Origin of the sequence: Microbacterium sp. MYb62 (assembly GCF_002979475.1) — a bacterium.
Classification (GTDB): domain Bacteria; phylum Actinomycetota; class Actinomycetes; order Actinomycetales; family Microbacteriaceae; genus Microbacterium.
In genome coordinates this window covers 1-16192 of record NZ_PCOY01000012.1, presented here as the reverse complement: position 1 = coordinate 16192, position 16192 = coordinate 1, and the positions used below count along the sequence as shown (strand labels likewise).

Annotated in this window: 29 protein-coding genes; all 29 read right to left on the bottom strand. The window is 65.7% G+C overall.

Annotated features, from left to right (window positions below):
• Positions 1–18: 18 nt before the first annotated feature.
• A complete protein-coding gene (gene rpsK, locus CQ042_RS12750) occupies positions 19–417 on the bottom strand; it encodes a 30S ribosomal protein S11 (protein WP_017829189.1) in 399 nt (132 codons plus the stop codon).
• 31 nt (positions 418–448) lie between these two features.
• Positions 449–823 carry a 30S ribosomal protein S13 gene (rpsM, locus tag CQ042_RS12745; protein WP_017201568.1) on the bottom strand — a complete coding sequence of 125 codons (375 nt, stop codon included), beginning with the start codon at positions 821–823 and terminating at the stop codon, positions 449–451.
• 177 nt (positions 824–1000) lie between these two features.
• Positions 1001–1117: a 50S ribosomal protein L36 gene (gene rpmJ, locus CQ042_RS12740; RefSeq protein ID WP_005050492.1), complete on the bottom strand. Its 117-nt coding sequence runs from the start codon at positions 1115–1117 to the stop codon at positions 1001–1003.
• Between the two features lie 64 nt (positions 1118–1181).
• Positions 1182–1403, bottom strand: a complete 222-nt coding sequence (infA, locus tag CQ042_RS12735; RefSeq protein ID WP_017201569.1) for a translation initiation factor IF-1 — start codon at positions 1401–1403, stop codon at positions 1182–1184.
• A gap of 192 nt (positions 1404–1595) precedes the next feature.
• Positions 1596–2255 (bottom strand): thioredoxin domain-containing protein, encoded by a 660-nt coding sequence (locus tag CQ042_RS12730; protein WP_105670837.1) that lies wholly within the window; start codon positions 2253–2255, stop codon positions 1596–1598.
• On the bottom strand, positions 2255–3106 hold the full coding sequence (map, locus tag CQ042_RS12725; protein ID WP_105670836.1) for a type I methionyl aminopeptidase: 852 nt from the start codon (positions 3104–3106) through the stop codon (positions 2255–2257). Before map ends, CQ042_RS12730 begins: the two co-directional genes overlap by 1 nt.
• Before the next feature lies 1 nt (position 3107).
• A complete protein-coding gene (locus CQ042_RS12720; protein WP_105670835.1) occupies positions 3108–3713 on the bottom strand; it encodes an adenylate kinase in 606 nt (201 codons plus the stop codon).
• Positions 3710–5032: a preprotein translocase subunit SecY gene (gene secY, locus CQ042_RS12715; protein WP_105670834.1), complete on the bottom strand. Its 1323-nt coding sequence runs from the start codon at positions 5030–5032 to the stop codon at positions 3710–3712. The genes CQ042_RS12720 and secY overlap by 4 nt, the downstream gene beginning before the upstream one ends.
• Positions 5033–5215: 183 nt before the next feature.
• Complete coding sequence (gene rplO / locus CQ042_RS12710; protein ID WP_105670833.1) at positions 5216–5851, bottom strand: 50S ribosomal protein L15; 636 nt, start codon at positions 5849–5851, stop codon at positions 5216–5218.
• Positions 5851–6036: a 50S ribosomal protein L30 gene (gene rpmD, locus CQ042_RS12705; protein ID WP_017201575.1), complete on the bottom strand. Its 186-nt coding sequence runs from the start codon at positions 6034–6036 to the stop codon at positions 5851–5853. The genes rplO and rpmD overlap by 1 nt, the downstream gene beginning before the upstream one ends.
• A complete protein-coding gene (rpsE, locus tag CQ042_RS12700; RefSeq protein WP_029260927.1) occupies positions 6036–6737 on the bottom strand; it encodes a 30S ribosomal protein S5 in 702 nt (233 codons plus the stop codon). The genes rpmD and rpsE overlap by 1 nt, the downstream gene beginning before the upstream one ends.
• Complete coding sequence (gene rplR, locus CQ042_RS12695) at positions 6734–7093, bottom strand: 50S ribosomal protein L18 (RefSeq protein WP_029260926.1); 360 nt, start codon at positions 7091–7093, stop codon at positions 6734–6736. The genes rpsE and rplR overlap by 4 nt, the downstream gene beginning before the upstream one ends.
• Positions 7094–7095: 2 nt before the next feature.
• Positions 7096–7632: a 50S ribosomal protein L6 gene (gene rplF / locus CQ042_RS12690; RefSeq protein ID WP_017829197.1), complete on the bottom strand. Its 537-nt coding sequence runs from the start codon at positions 7630–7632 to the stop codon at positions 7096–7098.
• A gap of 6 nt (positions 7633–7638) precedes the next feature.
• On the bottom strand, positions 7639–8037 hold the full coding sequence (gene rpsH, locus CQ042_RS12685; RefSeq protein ID WP_017829198.1) for a 30S ribosomal protein S8: 399 nt from the start codon (positions 8035–8037) through the stop codon (positions 7639–7641).
• 144 nt (positions 8038–8181) lie between these two features.
• Positions 8182–8772, bottom strand: coding sequence for a 50S ribosomal protein L5 (rplE, locus tag CQ042_RS12680; protein ID WP_105670832.1), 591 nt, complete (start codon positions 8770–8772; stop codon positions 8182–8184).
• A complete protein-coding gene (rplX, locus tag CQ042_RS12675) occupies positions 8772–9131 on the bottom strand; it encodes a 50S ribosomal protein L24 (RefSeq protein WP_017829200.1) in 360 nt (119 codons plus the stop codon). Before rplX ends, rplE begins: the two co-directional genes overlap by 1 nt.
• Positions 9132–9133: 2 nt before the next feature.
• On the bottom strand, positions 9134–9502 hold the full coding sequence (gene rplN / locus CQ042_RS12670) for a 50S ribosomal protein L14 (protein WP_017201583.1): 369 nt from the start codon (positions 9500–9502) through the stop codon (positions 9134–9136).
• Positions 9499–9831: a 30S ribosomal protein S17 gene (gene rpsQ, locus CQ042_RS12665; RefSeq protein WP_021201120.1), complete on the bottom strand. Its 333-nt coding sequence runs from the start codon at positions 9829–9831 to the stop codon at positions 9499–9501. Before rpsQ ends, rplN begins: the two co-directional genes overlap by 4 nt.
• A complete protein-coding gene (gene rpmC / locus CQ042_RS12660; protein ID WP_017829202.1) occupies positions 9831–10148 on the bottom strand; it encodes a 50S ribosomal protein L29 in 318 nt (105 codons plus the stop codon). Before rpmC ends, rpsQ begins: the two co-directional genes overlap by 1 nt.
• The gene (gene rplP, locus CQ042_RS12655) at positions 10148–10567 is read right to left on the bottom strand and encodes a 50S ribosomal protein L16 (protein ID WP_045264642.1); all 420 of its coding nucleotides are present in this window, start codon (positions 10565–10567) and stop codon (positions 10148–10150) included. Before rplP ends, rpmC begins: the two co-directional genes overlap by 1 nt.
• Entirely contained in the window at positions 10567–11322 is a 756-nt protein-coding gene (gene rpsC, locus CQ042_RS12650) for a 30S ribosomal protein S3 (RefSeq protein WP_017201587.1), read from the bottom strand. The genes rplP and rpsC overlap by 1 nt, the downstream gene beginning before the upstream one ends.
• Positions 11322–11720 carry a 50S ribosomal protein L22 gene (gene rplV / locus CQ042_RS12645; RefSeq protein WP_045278749.1) on the bottom strand — a complete coding sequence of 133 codons (399 nt, stop codon included), beginning with the start codon at positions 11718–11720 and terminating at the stop codon, positions 11322–11324. The genes rpsC and rplV overlap by 1 nt, the downstream gene beginning before the upstream one ends.
• On the bottom strand, positions 11720–12001 hold the full coding sequence (rpsS, locus tag CQ042_RS12640) for a 30S ribosomal protein S19 (RefSeq protein ID WP_017829205.1): 282 nt from the start codon (positions 11999–12001) through the stop codon (positions 11720–11722). Before rpsS ends, rplV begins: the two co-directional genes overlap by 1 nt.
• 12 nt (positions 12002–12013) lie before the next feature.
• The gene (gene rplB, locus CQ042_RS12635) at positions 12014–12853 is read right to left on the bottom strand and encodes a 50S ribosomal protein L2 (protein ID WP_105670831.1); all 840 of its coding nucleotides are present in this window, start codon (positions 12851–12853) and stop codon (positions 12014–12016) included.
• Positions 12854–12873: 20 nt separating this feature from the next.
• The gene (gene rplW / locus CQ042_RS12630) at positions 12874–13197 is read right to left on the bottom strand and encodes a 50S ribosomal protein L23 (protein WP_017829206.1); all 324 of its coding nucleotides are present in this window, start codon (positions 13195–13197) and stop codon (positions 12874–12876) included.
• A complete protein-coding gene (gene rplD, locus CQ042_RS12625) occupies positions 13194–13856 on the bottom strand; it encodes a 50S ribosomal protein L4 (protein ID WP_021201122.1) in 663 nt (220 codons plus the stop codon). The genes rplW and rplD overlap by 4 nt, the downstream gene beginning before the upstream one ends.
• A gap of 2 nt (positions 13857–13858) precedes the next feature.
• A complete protein-coding gene (gene rplC / locus CQ042_RS12620; RefSeq protein ID WP_105670830.1) occupies positions 13859–14518 on the bottom strand; it encodes a 50S ribosomal protein L3 in 660 nt (219 codons plus the stop codon).
• A gap of 8 nt (positions 14519–14526) precedes the next feature.
• Complete coding sequence (gene rpsJ / locus CQ042_RS12615) at positions 14527–14835, bottom strand: 30S ribosomal protein S10 (protein ID WP_017201594.1); 309 nt, start codon at positions 14833–14835, stop codon at positions 14527–14529.
• A gap of 388 nt (positions 14836–15223) precedes the next feature.
• Positions 15224–16192, bottom strand: a 969-nt coding sequence (locus CQ042_RS12610; protein WP_146115396.1) for a DUF4012 domain-containing protein, incomplete at its 5' end; no start/stop codon positions are given.

Sequence of the window (16192 nt, the reverse complement as noted above, 5' to 3'; positions counted from 1 at the left end):
AGCGGCTCGAGGCGCGTATCAGACGCGGCGGCGCTTCGGCGGGCGGCAGCCGTTGTGCGCCTGCGGGGTGACGTCCTGGATCGAACCCACCTCGAGGCCGGCGGCCTGCAGCGAGCGGATCGCGGTCTCGCGGCCGGAGCCCGGACCCTTCACGAGGACGTCGACCTTCTTGACGCCGTGCTCCGCAGCCTGGCGGGCTGCGGACTCGGCAGCCATGCCGGCGGCGTACGGGGTCGACTTGCGCGAGCCCTTGAAGCCCACGCCACCCGACGAAGCCCAGGCGATGACGGCGCCGGACGGGTCGGTGATCGAGACGATCGTGTTGTTGAACGTCGACTTGATGTGGGCCTGGCCCAGCGCGATGTTCTTCTTTTCCTTGCGGCGCGGCTTGCGCGCGGCGGCCTTGGGTGCAGCCATGAAAGTGTTCTCCTAGTCCCTGGGGCCGCGCTTAGCGGGCCTTCTTCTTGCCTGCGACGGTGCGCTTCGGGCCCTTGCGGGTACGGGCGTTGGTCTTGGTGCGCTGACCACGGACCGGGAGACCACGACGGTGGCGGATGCCCTCGTACGAGCCGATCTCGACCTTGCGGCGGATGTCTGCGGCGACCTCGCGGCGCAGGTCACCCTCCACCTTGTAGTTGCCTTCGATGTGGTCGCGGAGGGCGATCAGCTGGTCGTCGCTGAGGTCCTTCACGCGGATGCTCTCGTCGATGTCCGTCGCCTTGAGGATCTCGACCGAGCGGGTACGGCCGACGCCGTAGATGTAGGTAAGGGCGATCACCACGCGCTTGTCGCGCGGGATGTCAACGCCGGCAAGACGTGCCATGCGGTTCTCCTGGGTGTTGTGGAGGTATGGAACAGGATCGGTGCCCGGGCCTCCGCCCGAGGTGTCCCCCGCTTCCGCGGGTTCTGATCCTGCCGTTGTGTGTGTTCAGTTGTGAGATGTGCGTGAGCGATGCCGCGCAGCTCGGGCCGCCGACCAGGTCGGCGAGCCCGCCGGGGCTCAGCCCTGGCGCTGCTTGTGACGCGGGTTGCTCTTGCAGATCACCATGACGCGGCCGTGACGGCGGATCACCTTGCAGTGATCGCAGATGGGCTTGACGCTGGGGTTGACCTTCATGATGTTTCCTGTTCGCTGTCTTCGTACCGCCCCGAGGTGGGGCAGGCCGTTACTTCTCGACCGATCAGCGGTAGCGGTAGACGATACGGCCGCGGGTCAGGTCGTAGGGGCTGAGCTCCACGACCACACGGTCCTCGGGGATGATGCGGATGTAGTTCTGCCGCATCTTGCCGGAGATCGTTGCAAGGACCTTGTGCCCGTTGCTGAGCTCAACGCGGAACATCGCGTTGGGCAGAGCCTCGGAGATCACGCCCTCGATCTCGATGACACCGTCTTTCTTAGCCATAGCCTCGCTGACGCTTCTGCAGATCGGTCGATCTGCGGTGGGTGATTGGGTTTGTGGTGCTGCGCCGCCGGACACGCCGAATCAAGGCACAAAGCACCAAAGATCTATGTTATCCGACGACACCGCATCCGGCAACTTGGCGACCTCCGGCGAGGGAGCGGCCCTCCCCCACAGGATGCGATGGCGATCGGCTCAACCGAAGAGCTTCGCGAACGATGCGGCGATGTCGGCGTTGTCGAGGCGCTCACCGTTGACCTCGACGGTCGGCGTGCCCTTGATCTCGTGCGCGACCGCCTGGTCGCGGGTGAACTTCTCGTACGTGCCGTCGGCGATGCAGCTGGTCGCCGCTTCCGCCCCCGCCTGTGTCGCGAGGTCGGACAGCTGGTCGTTCGTCAGACCGGTCGTCCCCTCGTCGGGCTGGTTCGTGAAGAGCAGGTTGAAGTAGTCGAGCGCCGCGTTCGGCTCTTCGGCGGCGACGCAGTACATGGCGCCCGCCGAGCGGGAGGAGTACTCTCCGCCGGCCGAGTAGCGGTCGAGGATCGAGATGGGGTGGATGTTCAGCGTGATGTCGCCATCGGCCGCCGCGTTCTGCAGCTGCTCGCCATAGGCGTCTTCGAAGTCACCGCAGATCGGGCACATGAAGTCGACGTACGTGTCGACCGTGTCCTCGCCGTCGCCGAAGGTGATGGCGCCCGTCTCCTCGTTGATGATGTCGCTCTGAGGCGCTGCTCCGGGAGCCGTGGCCTGACTGTTGAGGAACACCACGAGTCCACCGATCGCTACCAGCACCACGACCACGGCGATGGAGACGCCGATCGCGAACCAGTTGGTGTTGCTCTTCGCCGCTGCCATTACTTTCCGATCTCTCGAGGCTCGATCCCGAATGGGGCGAGTCCGGCTCTTCCGCCATCGGGCGCGGTGAGCACCCAGATACCACCATCATGCAGGGCGACGCTATGTTCCCAATGGGAGCCGTCCGTGCCGTCCACCGTCGTGACGGTCCAGTCATCCTCTTCGATGAACGTCGCCTCGCCGCCTGCGGTGACCATGGGCTCGATAGCGAGCACGAGACCGGGCTTCACATCCTCACCCCGGTCCGGAGTGCGGTAGTTGAAGACGCTGGGCGCCTCGTGCATCTTGCGACCGATGCCATGGCCGACATACTCACGGAGGATGCCGTAGGGCTCGCCGGAGACCGTGGACGGCCCCTGCGCCTCGATGTACGCCTGGATGGCCGCACCGATCTCGTCGATGGACGACACGGAGGCCATCGCAGCGATCCCCGCCCACATGGATCCTTCGGTGACGCGGGAGAGCTCCTCGCGACGGGCGACCAACTCGGGGCGCTCGGGGTCGGGGACGACGACGGTGATGGCGCTGTCGCCGTTCCATCCGCGGAACTGCGCACCGCAGTCGATCGAGACGATGTCACCGGGCTCGAGCACCCGCTCGCCGGGGATGCCGTGGACGACCTGCTCGTTCACCGAGATGCACGTCGTGTGGCTGTAGCCCCGCACCAGCTGGAAGTTCGACTCCGCTCCCCTGTCCAGGATCGTGCGGTTCGCCACCGCATCCAGCTCGAGAGTCGTGACGCCGGCGGCGATCAGCGGACGGACGGCGTCGAGCGCCGCGGCCGTGATGAGCCCTGGCTCCACCATCGCCCGCAGCTGCGTCGGGGTCTTGTAGATCGACCGGCGGAACATCTCAGGAAGCTGATGCCGCGAGACGCAGGCCTCGTGCGGCGAGAGCCTGCGAGATCCGCTCGGTGATCTCGTCGAGCGAGCCGACGCCGTCGATGCGGTCGACGATGCCCTTGGCGCCGTAGACCTCGAGGATCGGAGCGGTCTCCCGCTCGTAGATGTCGAGACGGTGGCCGATGGCCTCCGGCGTGTCATCCGAACGGCCCTGCTCGGTGGCGCGGAGTGTGAGACGCTCCAGGCTCTCCTCGCGCGGCACGTCGAGGAGGATGACGGCGTCGAGCGCCTCACCCCGCTCGGCGAGGAACGACTCGAGGTGCCCGACCTGCGCCGTGTTGCGCGGGTAGCCGTCGAGCAGGAAGCCCTGGGCCGCGTCGTCTTGCGACAGCCGGTCGCGCACGATCTCGCTCGTCAGCTCGTCCGGAACGAGGTCACCCTTGTCGAGGATCGCGGTGACCTGCTGGCCGAGGGGCGTCCCCTCCTTGATGTTCGCGCGGAAGATGTCGCCGGTCGAGACGACCGGGATGCCGTAGGACTCGGCGATGCGCACGCCCTGCGTGCCCTTGCCGGAGCCCTGCGGGCCGACGATGAGAAGACGTGCGGATGCTGTCATCGGAGGAGCCCTTCGTAGTGTCGCTGCTGCAGCTGCGCATCGATCTGCTTGACCGTCTCGAGACCCACACCCACGATGATGAGGATCGACGCGCCACCGAACGGGAAGTTCTGGTTGGCGCCGACGGTGGCCAGAGCGATGAGCGGGATGAGCGCGATCAGACCGAGGTACAGCGAGCCGGGAAGCGTGATGCGCGTGAGCACGTAGTCGAGGTACTCGGCGGTCGGGCGTCCTGCGCGGATGCCCGGGATGAACCCGCCGTACTTCTTCATGTTGTCTGCGACCTCGACCGGGTTGAACGTGATCGCCACGTAGAAGTAGGTGAAGCCGATGATGAGCAGGAAGTACGCGGCCATGTAGACCGGGCTGTTGCCCGTCGTGAAGTTCGCGCTGATCCAGGTGACCCAGGCGGCCGGCGTCGAGCCGTCCTGCGGGGTGTTGAACTGGGCGATGAGCGCCGGGATGTAGAGCAGCGACGACGCGAAGATCACGGGGATCACACCCGCCATGTTCACCTTGATCGGGATGTAGGTGTTGGTGCCGCCGTACGTGCGGCGTCCGACCATGCGCTTGGCGTACTGCACCGGGATGCGCCGCTGCGATTGCTCGACGAAGACGACGAGACCCATGACGACGATTCCGACGAGCAACACCAGCAGGAAGACCTCGAAGCCCTTCGTCTGCCAGATCAGGCTCATCGCGCCGGGGAACGTCGCGGCGATCGAGGTGAAGATGAGCAGCGACATGCCGTTGCCGATGCCGCGCTCGGTGACGAGCTCGGCGAACCACATGATGAGACCGGTTCCGGCCGTCATGGTCATGATGATGAGCAGCTGTGCCCACCAGACGTCGTTCGTGAGGAGCTGCTGGCAGGCCGCCAGATCGGTCGTGCCGAAGAGCTGCCCGGTGCGGGCCACGGTGACGAGCGTCGTCGACTGGAGCAGCGCGAGCGCGATGGTGAGGTAACGCGTGTACTGGGTCAGACGGGCCTGTCCGGCCTGTCCTTCCTTGTGCAGCGCCTCGAAGTGCGGGATGACGACGCGCAGGAGCTGCGTGATGATCGTCGCGGTGATGTACGGCATGACGCCGAGCGCGAAGATCGACAGCTGCAGCAGGGCGCCGCCGGAGAAGAGGTTGACCAGTCCGAGCAGGCCTTCGGTGCCCGCGTTCGCCGCGAGACACTCCTCGACGTTCGGGAAGTTCACGAACGGTGCCGGGACGTTGGAGCCGAGGCGGTAGATCGTGATGATGGCGAGGGTGAAACCGATCTTCCGACGCAGGTCGGGGGTGCGGAAGATCCGCGCGATGGCGCTAAACAAGGACGTTCCTCCTGAAAAGGTTGCCGATTCCCGAAGGACGGCTGAAAGACCAGGGTAACGCAAACCGGGGTTCCCGGAATTCGCCACCGATACCAGGCCCGCCGGATGCGGCCCCAGAGCGAGGTCTCGGAGTGTGCAACCACAAGAGGGGCCGGAGAATCTCCGGCCCCTCTCGTCTTGCGGCTACTTGACGGATCCGCCTGCCGCGACGATCTTCTGCTCGGCAGAACCCGAGACCTTGTCGACCGAAACGGTGAGCTTCACGGCGATGTCGCCGTTTCCGAGAACCTTGACCTTCTCGTTCTTGCGAACGGCACCCTTGGCGACGAGGTCGCCGATGGTGACGTCGCCACCCTTCGGGTACAGCTCCGCGAGCTTCTCCAGGTTCACGACCTGGTACTCCACGCGGAACGGGTTCTTGAACCCGCGCAGCTTCGGGGTGCGCATGTGCAGAGGCATCTGCCCACCCTCGAAACCGACGCGAACGGTGTTGCGGGCCTTTGTGCCCTTGGTGCCACGACCGGCGGTCTTGCCCTTCGAGCCCTCACCACGGCCGACGCGAGTCTTGGCGGTGTTGGATCCGGGGACCGGACGCAGGTGGTGCACCTTCAGCACGCCGGGGCGGGATGCCGGAGCATCCTTCTTCGGCGCCGCCTTCTTGGCAGCCGGCTTCTTGGCAGGAGCCTCAGCCTTGGCATCGGCGGCTGCGGCCTTGGCCGGAGCCTTCTTCGCAGCCGGCTTCTTCTCGGCGGCAGCCTTGGGGGCAGCGGCCTTCTTCGTGGCCTTCTCAGCCTCGACGGCTTCGTTCTTCTCAGCCATTAGTCGATCTCCTCAACCTTGACGAGGTGGGCGACGGTCTTGACGTAACCGCGCGTCTGCGCGTCGTCGGGGCGGACGGTGGTGTCACCGATCCGCTTGAGACCGAGGCTGCGCAGCGTGTCGCGCTGGTTCTGCTTCTCGCTCACCTTGGACTTGATCTGCGTGACCTTCAGTCGCGCGGCCATCAGGCACCTACCTTCTGTGCGGCGATGGCCTCGGCCTCGGCGCGCACGAGACGCGCAGGGGCGACCTGGTCGAACTCGAGGCCACGACGCGCGGCGACCGCACGAGGCTCCTCGAGCTGCTTCAGGGCGGTGACCGTCGCGTGCACGATGTTGATCGTGTTCGACGAGCCGAGCGACTTCGACAGCACGTCGTGGATTCCGGCGCACTCGAGCACGGCGCGGACCGGACCACCGGCGATGACACCGGTACCGGCGGCTGCCGGACGGAGCAGGACCACACCAGCGGCGGCCTCACCCTGCACGGGGTGCGGGATGGTGCTGCCGACGCGCGGAACGCGGAAGAAGTTGCGCTTGGCCTCTTCGACACCCTTCGAGATCGCCAGAGGGACCTCACGGGCCTTGCCGTAGCCGACGCCCACCAGACCGTTGCCGTCACCGACGACCACGAGAGCGGTGAAGCTGAAGCGACGACCACCCTTCACGACCTTCGAGACGCGGTTGATGGTGACGACGCGCTCCAGGAACTGGTTGTCGCCACGGTCGCGCGAGTTGCGGTCGCGGCCACCCTGGTTGCGGTCGCCACGGCCACCGCGGCGGCCGTCGCGCTGATCGCGAGCCGGCTCTGCCTGCGTGGTGCCGGCAGCCGTCTCGGAAGTGGCAGCAGCCGCTTCGGTCACTTCGTTCTCCTTGTTGTCACTCACAGTGCCAGACCCCCCTCGCGGGCGCCGTCGGCGATGGCGGCGACACGACCGGCGTAGCGGTTGCCGCCACGGTCGAACACTGCCTCGGAAACGCCGGCAGCCTTCGCACGCTCGGCGAGGAGCTCGCCGACCTTGCGGGCCTTGGCGGTCTTGTCACCCTCGAGCGAGCGAAGGTCGGTCTCGAGCGTCGATGCCGACGCCACGGTGTGACCCTTGCTGTCGTCGACCAGCTGCACGAAGACGTGGCGGGCCGAGCGGTTGACGACGAGGCGCGGACGCACCTCGGTGCCGACGACCTTCTTGCGAAGGCGGGCGTGACGACGCGCGCGGGCGTCAGACTTTGACTTGAGAGCCATGGTTACTTACCACTCTTTCCGGCCTTGCGACGCACGTTCTCGCCGGCGTAGCGCACACCCTTGCCCTTGTACGGCTCGGGCTTGCGGATCTTGCGGATGTTCGCAGCTGCCTCGCCGACAGCCTGCTTGTCGATCCCGCTGACGGTGAGCTTGGTGGTGCCCTCGACCGTGAGCGTGATGCCGGCGGGCGGGTCGATCAGGACCGGGTGCGAGAAGCCGAGCGCGAACTCGACCGAGCTGCCCTTCTGCTGCACGCGGTAACCGGTGCCGACGACCTCGAGACCCTTGGTGTAGCCCTGGGTCACGCCGATGATGTTGTTGTTGATGAGCGTGCGGGTCAGGCCGTGAAGCGACCGCGACTCGCGCTCGTCGTCGGGACGGGAGACCAGAACCTGGTTCTCCTCGACCGCGACCTCGATGGGGCTGGCCACCGTGAGGGTGAGCTCACCCTTGGGGCCCTTCACCGCGACCTCACGGCCGTCGACCGAAACGGTCACGCCCGCGGGAACGTCGATGGGAAGTCGTCCAATACGCGACATTTCGAATTACCACACGTAGGCGAGAACTTCTCCGCCCACGCCCTTCTGCTCAGCCTGACGGTCGGTGAGGAGACCGGAGGAGGTGGACAGGATGGCCACGCCGAGGCCGCCGAGGACCGTGGGGAGCTCGGTCGACTTCGCGTACACGCGGAGACCGGGCTTCGACACGCGCTTGATGCCTGCGATCGAGCGCTCGCGGTTCGGGCCGTACTTCAGCGTCAGGGTGAGGTTCTTCCCGACGCGAGCGTCAGAGGTCTCCCAGCCGGCGATGTAGCCCTCCTGCTGGAGGATCTGGGCGATGTGCGTCTTGAGCTTGCTCGACGGCAGGGTCACGGAATCGTGGTGCGCCGAGTTCGCGTTGCGCAGACGGGTCAGCAGATCTGCGACCGGGTCTGTCATTGTCATTGTTGTTTTCCTTTGTTCATGAGGTTCCGGCTGCCGTTACACGACAGACGGCCTGCGATGACACGCAATCTTCAATTGTAGGTGCATGTCGGCGAGTGCTTCGACAGGCTCAGCGACCCGAGGGTCCCTGAGCCTGTCGAAGAGTCACGCCTGGGCGTCTTCCGAGCGGAACGGGAAGCCGAGGTGGCGGAGCAGTGCCCGGCCCTCGTCATCCGTCTTCGCGGTGGTGACGACGGTGATGTCGAAACCGCGAACCCGGTCGATCTTGTCCTGATCGATCTCGTGGAACACGCTCTGCTCCTGGAGACCGAAGGTGTAGTTGCCGTTGCCGTCGAACTGCTTGGCCGAGAGACCGCGGAAGTCGCGGATACGGGGCAGTGCGAGCGAGACGAGGCGATCCACGAACTCCCACGCGCGGTCACCGCGGAGGGTGACGTGCGCGCCGATGGCCTGGCCCTCACGCAGCTTGAACTGCGCGATGGACTTGCGAGCCTTCGTGACGATCGGCTTCTGGCCGGTGATCTTGGTGAGGTCGTCGACCGCGCCATCGATCACCTTGCTGTCGCGAGCTGCCTCGCCGACACCGGTGTTCACGACGACCTTGACCAGTCCGGGGATCTGCATGACGTTCGCGTAGCCGAACTCTTCCTGCAGCGCCTTCTTGATCTCGGAATTGTACTTCTGCTTCAGGCGCGGCTGGATCTTGCCAGCCGGCGCGGCAGTATCGGTGCTCATCAGAGGTCCTTACCGCTCTTCTTCGCGTAGCGCACGCGGACGGTGCGCTTGACGCCGTCCTTGGTCTGCTCCTCGACCCGGTGGCCGACCTTGGTCGGCTTCTTGGTCGAGGGGTCGACGAGTGCGACGTTCGAGATGTGGATGGAGGCTTCGACGGTCTCGATGCCTCCGGTCTTGGTGCCACGCTGCGTCTGTCCGACGCGGGTGTGCTTGGTGACGTAGTTCACGCCTTCGACGATGACGCGGTTCTTCTCGGCGAGGACGTCGAGGACCTTGCCCTGCTTGCCGCGGTCGCCGCCACGCTCCTGCGTGGCACCGGTGATGACCTGAACCAGGTCACCCTTCTTGATCTTCGCCATGATTAGATGACCTCCGGCGCCAGCGAGACGATCTTCATGAACTTCTTGTCGCGAAGCTCACGACCGACCGGCCCGAAGATACGGGTGCCACGGGGCTCCCCGTCGTTCTTCAGGATCACTGCGGCGTTCTCGTCGAACTTGATGTAGGAGCCGTCCGGACGACGGACCTCCTTCTTGGTGCGGACGATGACCGCCTTGACGACGTCGCCCTTCTTGACGTTGCCACCGGGGATCGCGTCCTTGACGGTCGCGACGATGGTGTCGCCGAGGCCCGCGTAACGGCGCTTCGAGCCACCGAGAACACGGATGGTGAGCAGCTCCTTGGCGCCGGTGTTGTCGGCGACCTTGAGTCGGGATTCCTGCTGAATCACTTGGCCTTCTCCAGAATCTCCACCAGACGCCAGCGCTTCGTGGCGCTCAGCGGGCGGGTCTCGTTGATCAGGACCAGGTCGCCGATGCCGGCGGAGTTCGCCTCATCGTGCGCCTTGACCTTCGAGGTGCGGCGGATGACCTTGCCGTAAAGCGGGTGCTTCACGCGGTCCTCGACCTCGACCACGATGGTCTTGTCCATCTTGTCGCTGACGACGTAGCCGCGACGGGCCTTGCGGTACCCGCGGGCAGCGGAGTCGCGGACGTCGTGCTCGGACGACTCGTGTCCAGCGGCCTGCGTCTCCACAGTCGCTTCCTTCTTGGTGGCCATCACTCAGCCTCTTCCTTCACGGCGTCGTCGGCGGAGTCCGCCTTCTTCGCCTTCGACTTGGTCGCCTTCTTGGCCGGAGCCTCGACCGGAGCGGGCGTCGCACGGATGCCCAGCTCGCGTTCGCGGATCACGGTGTAGAGACGCGCGATGTCGCGCTTGACGGCGCGGATGCGGCCGTGGCTCTCCAGCTGGCCGGTGGCCGACTGGAAACGGAGGTTGAACAGCTCCTCCTTGGCCTTGCGCAGCTCCTCGACGAGGCGCTGGTCTTCGAATGTGTCGAGCTCTGCCGGAGCGAGCTCCTTGGTGCCGATCGCCATTACGCGTCGCCCTCCTCGCGCTTGATGATGCGTGCCTTGAGCGGCAGCTTGTGAATTGCACGGGTCAGGGCCTCGCGAGCGAGCTCCTCGTCGACACCCGCGACCTCGAAGAGGACGCGGCCCGGCTTGACGTTGGCGACCCACCACTCGGGGGAACCCTTACCGGAACCCATGCGGGTCTCGGCAGGCTTCTTCGTGAGCGGACGGTCGGGGTAGATGTTGATCCACACCTTTCCACCACGCTTGATGTGACGGGTCATCGCGATACGAGCGGACTCGATCTGACGGTTCGTCACGTAAGCGGGCGTGAGGGCCTGGATGCCGAACTCGCCGAAGGAGACCTTCGTGCCGCCGGTGGCCTGACCCGAGCGACCCGGGTGGTGCTGCTTGCGGAACTTGACCTTACGGGGGATGAGCATTATGCCGACGCTCCTTCTGCAACAGGTGCCTCGTTGCGCGGGGCACGGCGGCGGTCGCCACCACGGTCGTCACGACGAGCCTTGGGTGCGTTGGCCTGCTCGCGAGCGAGCTCCTTCGCGGTCAGGTCGCCCTTGTAGATCCAGACCTTCACGCCGATGCGGCCGAAGGTGGTCTTCGCCTCGTAGAAGCCGTAGTCGATGTTCGCGCGCAGGGTGTGCAGCGGCACACGACCTTCGCGGTAGAACTCCGAGCGGCTCATCTCGGCGCCGCCGAGGCGGCCGGAGACCTGGATGCGGATGCCCTTGGCGCCGGCGCGCTGAGCGCCCTGCAGACCCTTGCGCATCGCACGGCGGAACGCCACACGAGCAGAGAGCTGCTCGGCGATGCCCTGTGCGACGAGCTGAGCGTCGGCCTCGGGGTTCTTGACCTCGAGGATGTTCAGCTGGATCTGCTTGCCCGAGAGCTTCTCGAGGTCGCCGCGGATGCGCTCGGCCTCGGCTCCACGACGACCGATCACGATGCCCGGACGGGCGGTGTGGATGTCGACGCGGACGCGGTCACGGGTGCGCTCGATCTCGATGTTCGAGACACCGGCGCGGTCGAGCTGCGTCTTGAGCAGGTTGCGGATCTTGATGTCCTCGGCGACGTAGTCGGCGTAACGCTGACCCGGCTTCGTCGAGTCAGAGAACCAACGCGAGACGTGGTCCGTCGTGATGCCGAGACGGAAGCCGTACGGGTTTACCTTCTGTCCCATTACTTGCTCGCCTTCTTGTTGCTGTCGCCCGTGGCGGCCGGAGCTGCCTCAGGCGTCGAGAGCACGACCGTGATGTGGCTCGTGCGCTTCTTGATCTGGAAAGCGCGACCCTGTGCACGGGGCTGGAAACGCTTGAGCGTCGTGCCCTCGTCGACGTAGGCGTTAGCCACGTACAGGTCCTGCTCGTCGAGGTACTCGCCGTCACGATCCGCCTTGACCTGCGCGTTGGCCATGGCCGACGCGACAAGCTTGTAGATCGGCTCGCTGGCGCTCTGCTGTGCGAACTTCAGGATCGCCAGAGCCTCCTGGGCCTGCTTGCCCTTGATGAGCGCGACGACACGACGAGCCTTCTGAGGGGTCACGCGGATGTGTCGCACGCGTGCGATCGATTCGACCATTAGCGGCGCCGCCCCTTCTTGTCGTCCTTCTCGTGGCCGCGGAAGGTGCGGGTGGGCGCGAACTCGCCCAGCTTGTGACCGACCATGGTCTCGGACACGAACACAGGGATGTGCTTGCGTCCGTCGTGGACCGCGATCGTGTGACCCAGCATGGCCGGGATGATCATGGACCGACGGGACCAGGTCTTGATGACGTTCTTGGTGCCGGCTTCGTTCTGCACGACCACCTTGCGAAGCAGGTGATCGTCGACGAAGGGGCCCTTCTTAAGACTGCGAGGCATCTTCTCTTACTCCTACTTACGCTTCTTGCCGGCGTTACGACGACGCACGATGTACTTGTCGCTTTCCTTGTTGGCGTGACGGGTACGACCCTCAGCCTGGCCCCACGGGGAGACGGGGTGACGACCACCAGAGGTCTTACCCTCACCACCACCGTGCGGGTGGTCGACCGGGTTCATCGCGACACCACGCACGGTCGGGCGGACGCCCTTCCAGCGCATGCGGCCGGCCTTGCCCCAGTTGATGTTCGACTGCTCGGCGTTGCCGACCTCGCCGATGGTCGCGCGGCAGCGCGCATCGACGTTGCGGATCTCGCCCGAGGGGAGACGCAGCTGAGCGTAGGGGCCGTCCTTGGCGACGAGACGGACGGATGCACCGGCCGAACGTGCCATCTTCGCGCCGCCGCCGGGGCGGAGCTCGATCGCGTGGATGACGGTACCCGTGGGGATGTTCTTCAGCGGGAGGTTGTTGCCCGGCTTGATGTCAGCCCCGGCACCCGACTCGACGACGTCGCCCTGCTTCAGCTTCGCCGGTGCGAGGATGTAGCGCTTCTCACCGTCGAAGTAGTGCAGCAGCGCGATGCGCGCGGTGCGGTTGGGGTCGTACTCGATGTGAGCGACCTTGGCGTTGACGCCGTCCTTGTCGTTACGACGGAAGTCGATGACGCGGTACTGGCGCTTGTGGCCACCACCGATGTGACGGGTCGTGATGCGGCCCTGGTTGTTACGACCACCGGTCTTCGAGAGCGGGCGCAGCAGCGACTTCTCCGGCGTCGATCGAGTGATCTCGGCGAAGTCAGCCACCGACGAGCCGCGACGGCCCGGGGTCGTGGGCTTGTACTTGCGAATAGCCATTATTGTCCTTATCCCCCGGATCAGCCGATTGCCGTGAAGATGTCGATGGTGCCCGACTTCAGGGTGACGATGGCGCGCTTGGTGTCCTTGCGCTTGCCGGTGCCGAAGCGGGTGCGACGAGCCTTGCCGACGCGGTTGAGGGTGTTGACCCCAGCGACCTTGACGCCGAAGATCTTCTCGATGGCGAGCTTGATCTCGGTCTTCGAAGCGCGCGGGTCGACGAGGAAGGTGTACTTACCCTCATCGATGAGCCCGTAGCTCTTCTCGGACACGACCGGCTTCAGGATGATGTCGCGCGGGTCCTTGTTCAGGGCCGTCTGGAGAACAGATGCCTGCTCGCTCATGCGGAGACCTCCTGGTTGGCGCCGGACTTGGAGGCGATGAAGCCCTCGAGCGCGGCCTGGGTGAAGACGATGTCGTCGGAGACGAGCACGTCGTATGCGTTGAGCTGGTCGAACGTCAGCACGTGCAGGTTCGACAGGTTGCGGATGCTCTTCAGCGTCACGTCGTCGTTGCGCTCGATCACGACGAGCACGTTCTTCGACGAGACGACGTTGGTGAGGAAGTTCACCGCGGTCTTGGTCGAAGGCGTGCCGTCGATGCCGAAGGACTCGATGGCGTGGATGCGGTCACCGCGGAAGCGGTCGCTGAGCGCGCCCAGCAGGGCGGCCGCGATCATCTTCTTGGGGGTGCGCTGCGAGTAGTCGCGCGGCTTCGGGCCGTGGACGATGCCACCACCGGTCATGTGCGGCGCGCGGATGGAACCCTGACGGGCGTTACCCGTGCCCTTCTGCTTGAAGGGCTTGCGGCCGGCACCGGAGACCTCGCCACGACGCTTGGTCGAGTGCGTGCCCTGGCGAGCCGCCGCGAGCTGCGCGACGACGACCTGGTGGATGAGCGGGATGTTCGTCTTGGCGTCGAACAGCGCGGCGGGAAGCTCGATCGAGCCTGCCTTCTTGCCGTCTGCCTTGAGGACGTCGAGCGCGAGAGTGGAGTCAGCCATGATCAGGCACCCTTCACTGCGTTGCGGACATAGACGATGCGACCACGAGCACCGGGGACGGCGCCCTTGACGAGCAGCAGACCCTTCTCGATGTCGATGGCGTGCACCGTGAGGTTGAGGACGGTCACGCGCTCGCCACCCATACGGCCGGCCATGCGCATGCCCTTGAAGACGCGGCTCGGGGTCGACGATGCGCCGATGGAGCCGGGCTTGCGGTGGTTGCGGTGCGAACCGTGCGAAGCCGAGACGCCCTTGAAGTTGTGACGCTTCATGACACCGGCGAAGCCCTTGCCCTTGCTCGTGCCGACGACGTCGACGAGCTGGCCCGCCTCGAAGGTGCCGTCGACCGTGAGCTCCTGGCCCAGGTTGTAGTCGCCGGCGTCCGCGGTGCGGATCTCGGTGACGTGACGACGCGGCGTGACGCCGGCTGCCTCGAAGTGAGCGGTGAGGGGCTTGTTCACCTTGCGGGGGTCGATCTGGCCGTACGCGATCTGCACGGCGTTGTAGCCGTCCTTCTCGGGCGTGCGGACCTGGGTGACCACGTTGGGTGCCAGCTCGATGACGGTGACGGGAACGAGCTTGCCGCTCTCGTTCCACACCTGGGTCATGCCGAGCTTCGTGCCCAGCATGCCCTTGGAAATCTTGGAGTTGATGTCAGCCATGTCGAACCTCAGAGCTTGATCTCGATGTTGACATCGGCCGGCAGGTCGAGACGCATCAGCGAGTCGACGGCCTTGGGCGTCGGGTCGACGATGTCGATCAGACGCTTGTGGGTGCGCATCTCGAAGTGCTCGCGGCTGTCCTTGTACTTGTGCGGCGACCGGATGACGCACACGACGTTCTTCTCGGTCGGAAGGGGCACGGGGCCGACGACGGTTGCGCCCGCACGGGTCACGGTGTCGACGATCTTGCGTGCGGACGTGTCGATGACCTCGTGGTCATACGACTTCAGGCGAATGCGGATCTTCTGTCCCGCCATTGTCTGCTCTCTCTCTTTAGGCGTCTTACCGTCCGGGACCGGGTGGCCCTGGGGCATTGGACGCACGTCGGCGCTGTTCGCGCCTCGGCACGAGAACGGCTCTTGCGAGTCGATCTGCTGCACCACTGTTCTTCTGTCAGCCGGTCGCGGTGAGGCGAACGGATGCCGACCTCCGCGCATGGCGGAACCCTCCGTGAAGAGGGGTGTCGGGGTGTGTGTCCTGCTACCCGCGGCCTAGAACCCTGCACCGTCCCGGAGGAGGCGCCGTCTATGCACTGCCCTGGCAGTGATCCGGCGCACGCACAGCGGCGACGGAATATCGAACCTGTCTATTCTGCCATGGCTGATTTCACTTGCGCAAACCCGGGCGTGTCGCGCCCCGGGAAGCTCATTCCGCCGCGGCCGGGAACATGCCCTCGCAGCCCGGATCGATGGTCACCGGAGTCTGGGTGACCGTCGGCGTATGGCGGACCGAGAGGGGCGCCGTCGCGTCGTCGGGCACGGTCGACGTGAACGACACCGTGCGCGACTCCCCCATCGGGATCGCGATGAACAGGCTCCTGCCCTCGCGACCGTTGTAGACACCGGTGCGGTCCCACTGGTCGTCACGGTCGCCCTCCGCAGGGTCCGTCGCGACGAGCGTGCCGCCGGGGAGCGCGAAGGAGAGGACATCGAACAGCATCGTCGTCCGGGGGTAGCCGAGGCTCTGGTTCCGCCAGGCGAGCGTCCACCCGTTCAGGTCGGGGGTCGGCACGGCGTTGTTCATGGTGATCGACGTGGTGACCGTACGGTCCTCCGCATTGCAGGTGACCGCCATGGACGTGGACAGGAAGTACTCCAACTTCGAATACGAGGCGTTGTTGAGGTAGATCCCGAGCTGCGTCATCTCGTCGTTCGAGGCGGTGACGGTTCCCTCGAGACCGAACTCCACCGCCATTGCCTGCTGATTCTCGTCGGCGAACCAGAGGTACAGGCGCTGTTCGTCCATCCCCTTGCGGACCTGGTCGATCATCGCCATCGGGTCCCAGCCGCCCCCCATGATCCGGGCGAAGATGCCGGCGGTCGCCTTGGCGAAGTACGCGTCCGATGCCACGGCGTCGGTCCCGAACCGCTCGTACGTGTCGAACAGCAGCAGCGAGACGGCGTTCTCCGCCGTGATCGGCTCGGTCTCGCCGGCGAGCGTGACCGGGCCCGCGACGGAGAGCATGTAGGACAGGATGACCGGGTCGAGTGAGAAGACACCGTCGAGCGTCCCCCCGGTCGTGTCGTTCCAGAGCCCGGACACCATCGCCGCGGTGTCGCTGAAGTCGGGGGTGCGCGTGAAGTTCTGCGTGTAGCGCCAGGTGTCCTTCTCGAA

What these genes read in the sequence shown, in the direction of transcription:
- rplX (WP_017829200.1), bottom strand. Translation starts at nt 9,131, where the DNA reads ATGGCGAAGATCAAGAAGGGTGACCTGGTTCAGGTCATCACCGGTGCC.
- rplV (WP_045278749.1), bottom strand. Translation starts at nt 11,720, where the DNA reads ATGGTCGAATCGATCGCACGCGTGCGACACATCCGCGTGACCCCTCAG.
- CQ042_RS12730 (WP_105670837.1), bottom strand. Translation starts at nt 2,255, where the DNA reads ATGGCAGCGGCGAAGAGCAACACCAACTGGTTCGCGATCGGCGTCTCC.
- rpsM (WP_017201568.1), bottom strand. Translation starts at nt 823, where the DNA reads ATGGCACGTCTTGCCGGCGTTGACATCCCGCGCGACAAGCGCGTGGTG.
- rplB (WP_105670831.1), bottom strand. Translation starts at nt 12,853, where the DNA reads ATGGCTATTCGCAAGTACAAGCCCACGACCCCGGGCCGTCGCGGCTCG.
- rplR (WP_029260926.1), bottom strand. Translation starts at nt 7,093, where the DNA reads ATGGCTCTCAAGTCAAAGTCTGACGCCCGCGCGCGTCGTCACGCCCGC.
- rplC (WP_105670830.1), bottom strand. Translation starts at nt 14,518, where the DNA reads ATGGCTGACATCAACTCCAAGATTTCCAAGGGCATGCTGGGCACGAAG.
- rplP (WP_045264642.1), bottom strand. Translation starts at nt 10,567, where the DNA reads ATGCTCATCCCCCGTAAGGTCAAGTTCCGCAAGCAGCACCACCCGGGT.
- rpsJ (WP_017201594.1), bottom strand. Translation starts at nt 14,835, where the DNA reads ATGGCGGGACAGAAGATCCGCATTCGCCTGAAGTCGTATGACCACGAG.
- map (WP_105670836.1), bottom strand. Translation starts at nt 3,106, where the DNA reads ATGTTCCGCCGGTCGATCTACAAGACCCCGACGCAGCTGCGGGCGATG.
- infA (WP_017201569.1), bottom strand. Translation starts at nt 1,403, where the DNA reads ATGGCTAAGAAAGACGGTGTCATCGAGATCGAGGGCGTGATCTCCGAG.
- rpsS (WP_017829205.1), bottom strand. Translation starts at nt 12,001, where the DNA reads ATGCCTCGCAGTCTTAAGAAGGGCCCCTTCGTCGACGATCACCTGCTT.
- rplD (WP_021201122.1), bottom strand. Translation starts at nt 13,856, where the DNA reads ATGGCTGACTCCACTCTCGCGCTCGACGTCCTCAAGGCAGACGGCAAG.
- rpmD (WP_017201575.1), bottom strand. Translation starts at nt 6,036, where the DNA reads ATGGCCGCGCGACTGAAGGTCACGCAGATCAAGTCCAAGGTGAGCGAG.
- rpsK (WP_017829189.1), bottom strand. Translation starts at nt 417, where the DNA reads ATGGCTGCACCCAAGGCCGCCGCGCGCAAGCCGCGCCGCAAGGAAAAG.
- rpsQ (WP_021201120.1), bottom strand. Translation starts at nt 9,831, where the DNA reads ATGGCCACCAAGAAGGAAGCGACTGTGGAGACGCAGGCCGCTGGACAC.
- rpsC (WP_017201587.1), bottom strand. Translation starts at nt 11,322, where the DNA reads ATGGGACAGAAGGTAAACCCGTACGGCTTCCGTCTCGGCATCACGACG.
- rpmJ (WP_005050492.1), bottom strand. Translation starts at nt 1,117, where the DNA reads ATGAAGGTCAACCCCAGCGTCAAGCCCATCTGCGATCACTGCAAGGTG.
- rplW (WP_017829206.1), bottom strand. Translation starts at nt 13,197, where the DNA reads ATGAGCGAGCAGGCATCTGTTCTCCAGACGGCCCTGAACAAGGACCCG.
- rpmC (WP_017829202.1), bottom strand. Translation starts at nt 10,148, where the DNA reads ATGGCGATCGGCACCAAGGAGCTCGCTCCGGCAGAGCTCGACACATTC.
- rplE (WP_105670832.1), bottom strand. Translation starts at nt 8,772, where the DNA reads ATGAGCACCGATACTGCCGCGCCGGCTGGCAAGATCCAGCCGCGCCTG.
- CQ042_RS12720 (WP_105670835.1), bottom strand. Translation starts at nt 3,713, where the DNA reads ATGACAGCATCCGCACGTCTTCTCATCGTCGGCCCGCAGGGCTCCGGC.
- rplF (WP_017829197.1), bottom strand. Translation starts at nt 7,632, where the DNA reads ATGTCGCGTATTGGACGACTTCCCATCGACGTTCCCGCGGGCGTGACC.
- rplO (WP_105670833.1), bottom strand. Translation starts at nt 5,851, where the DNA reads ATGGCTGAGAAGAACGAAGCCGTCGAGGCTGAGAAGGCCACGAAGAAG.
- rpsH (WP_017829198.1), bottom strand. Translation starts at nt 8,037, where the DNA reads ATGACAATGACAGACCCGGTCGCAGATCTGCTGACCCGTCTGCGCAAC.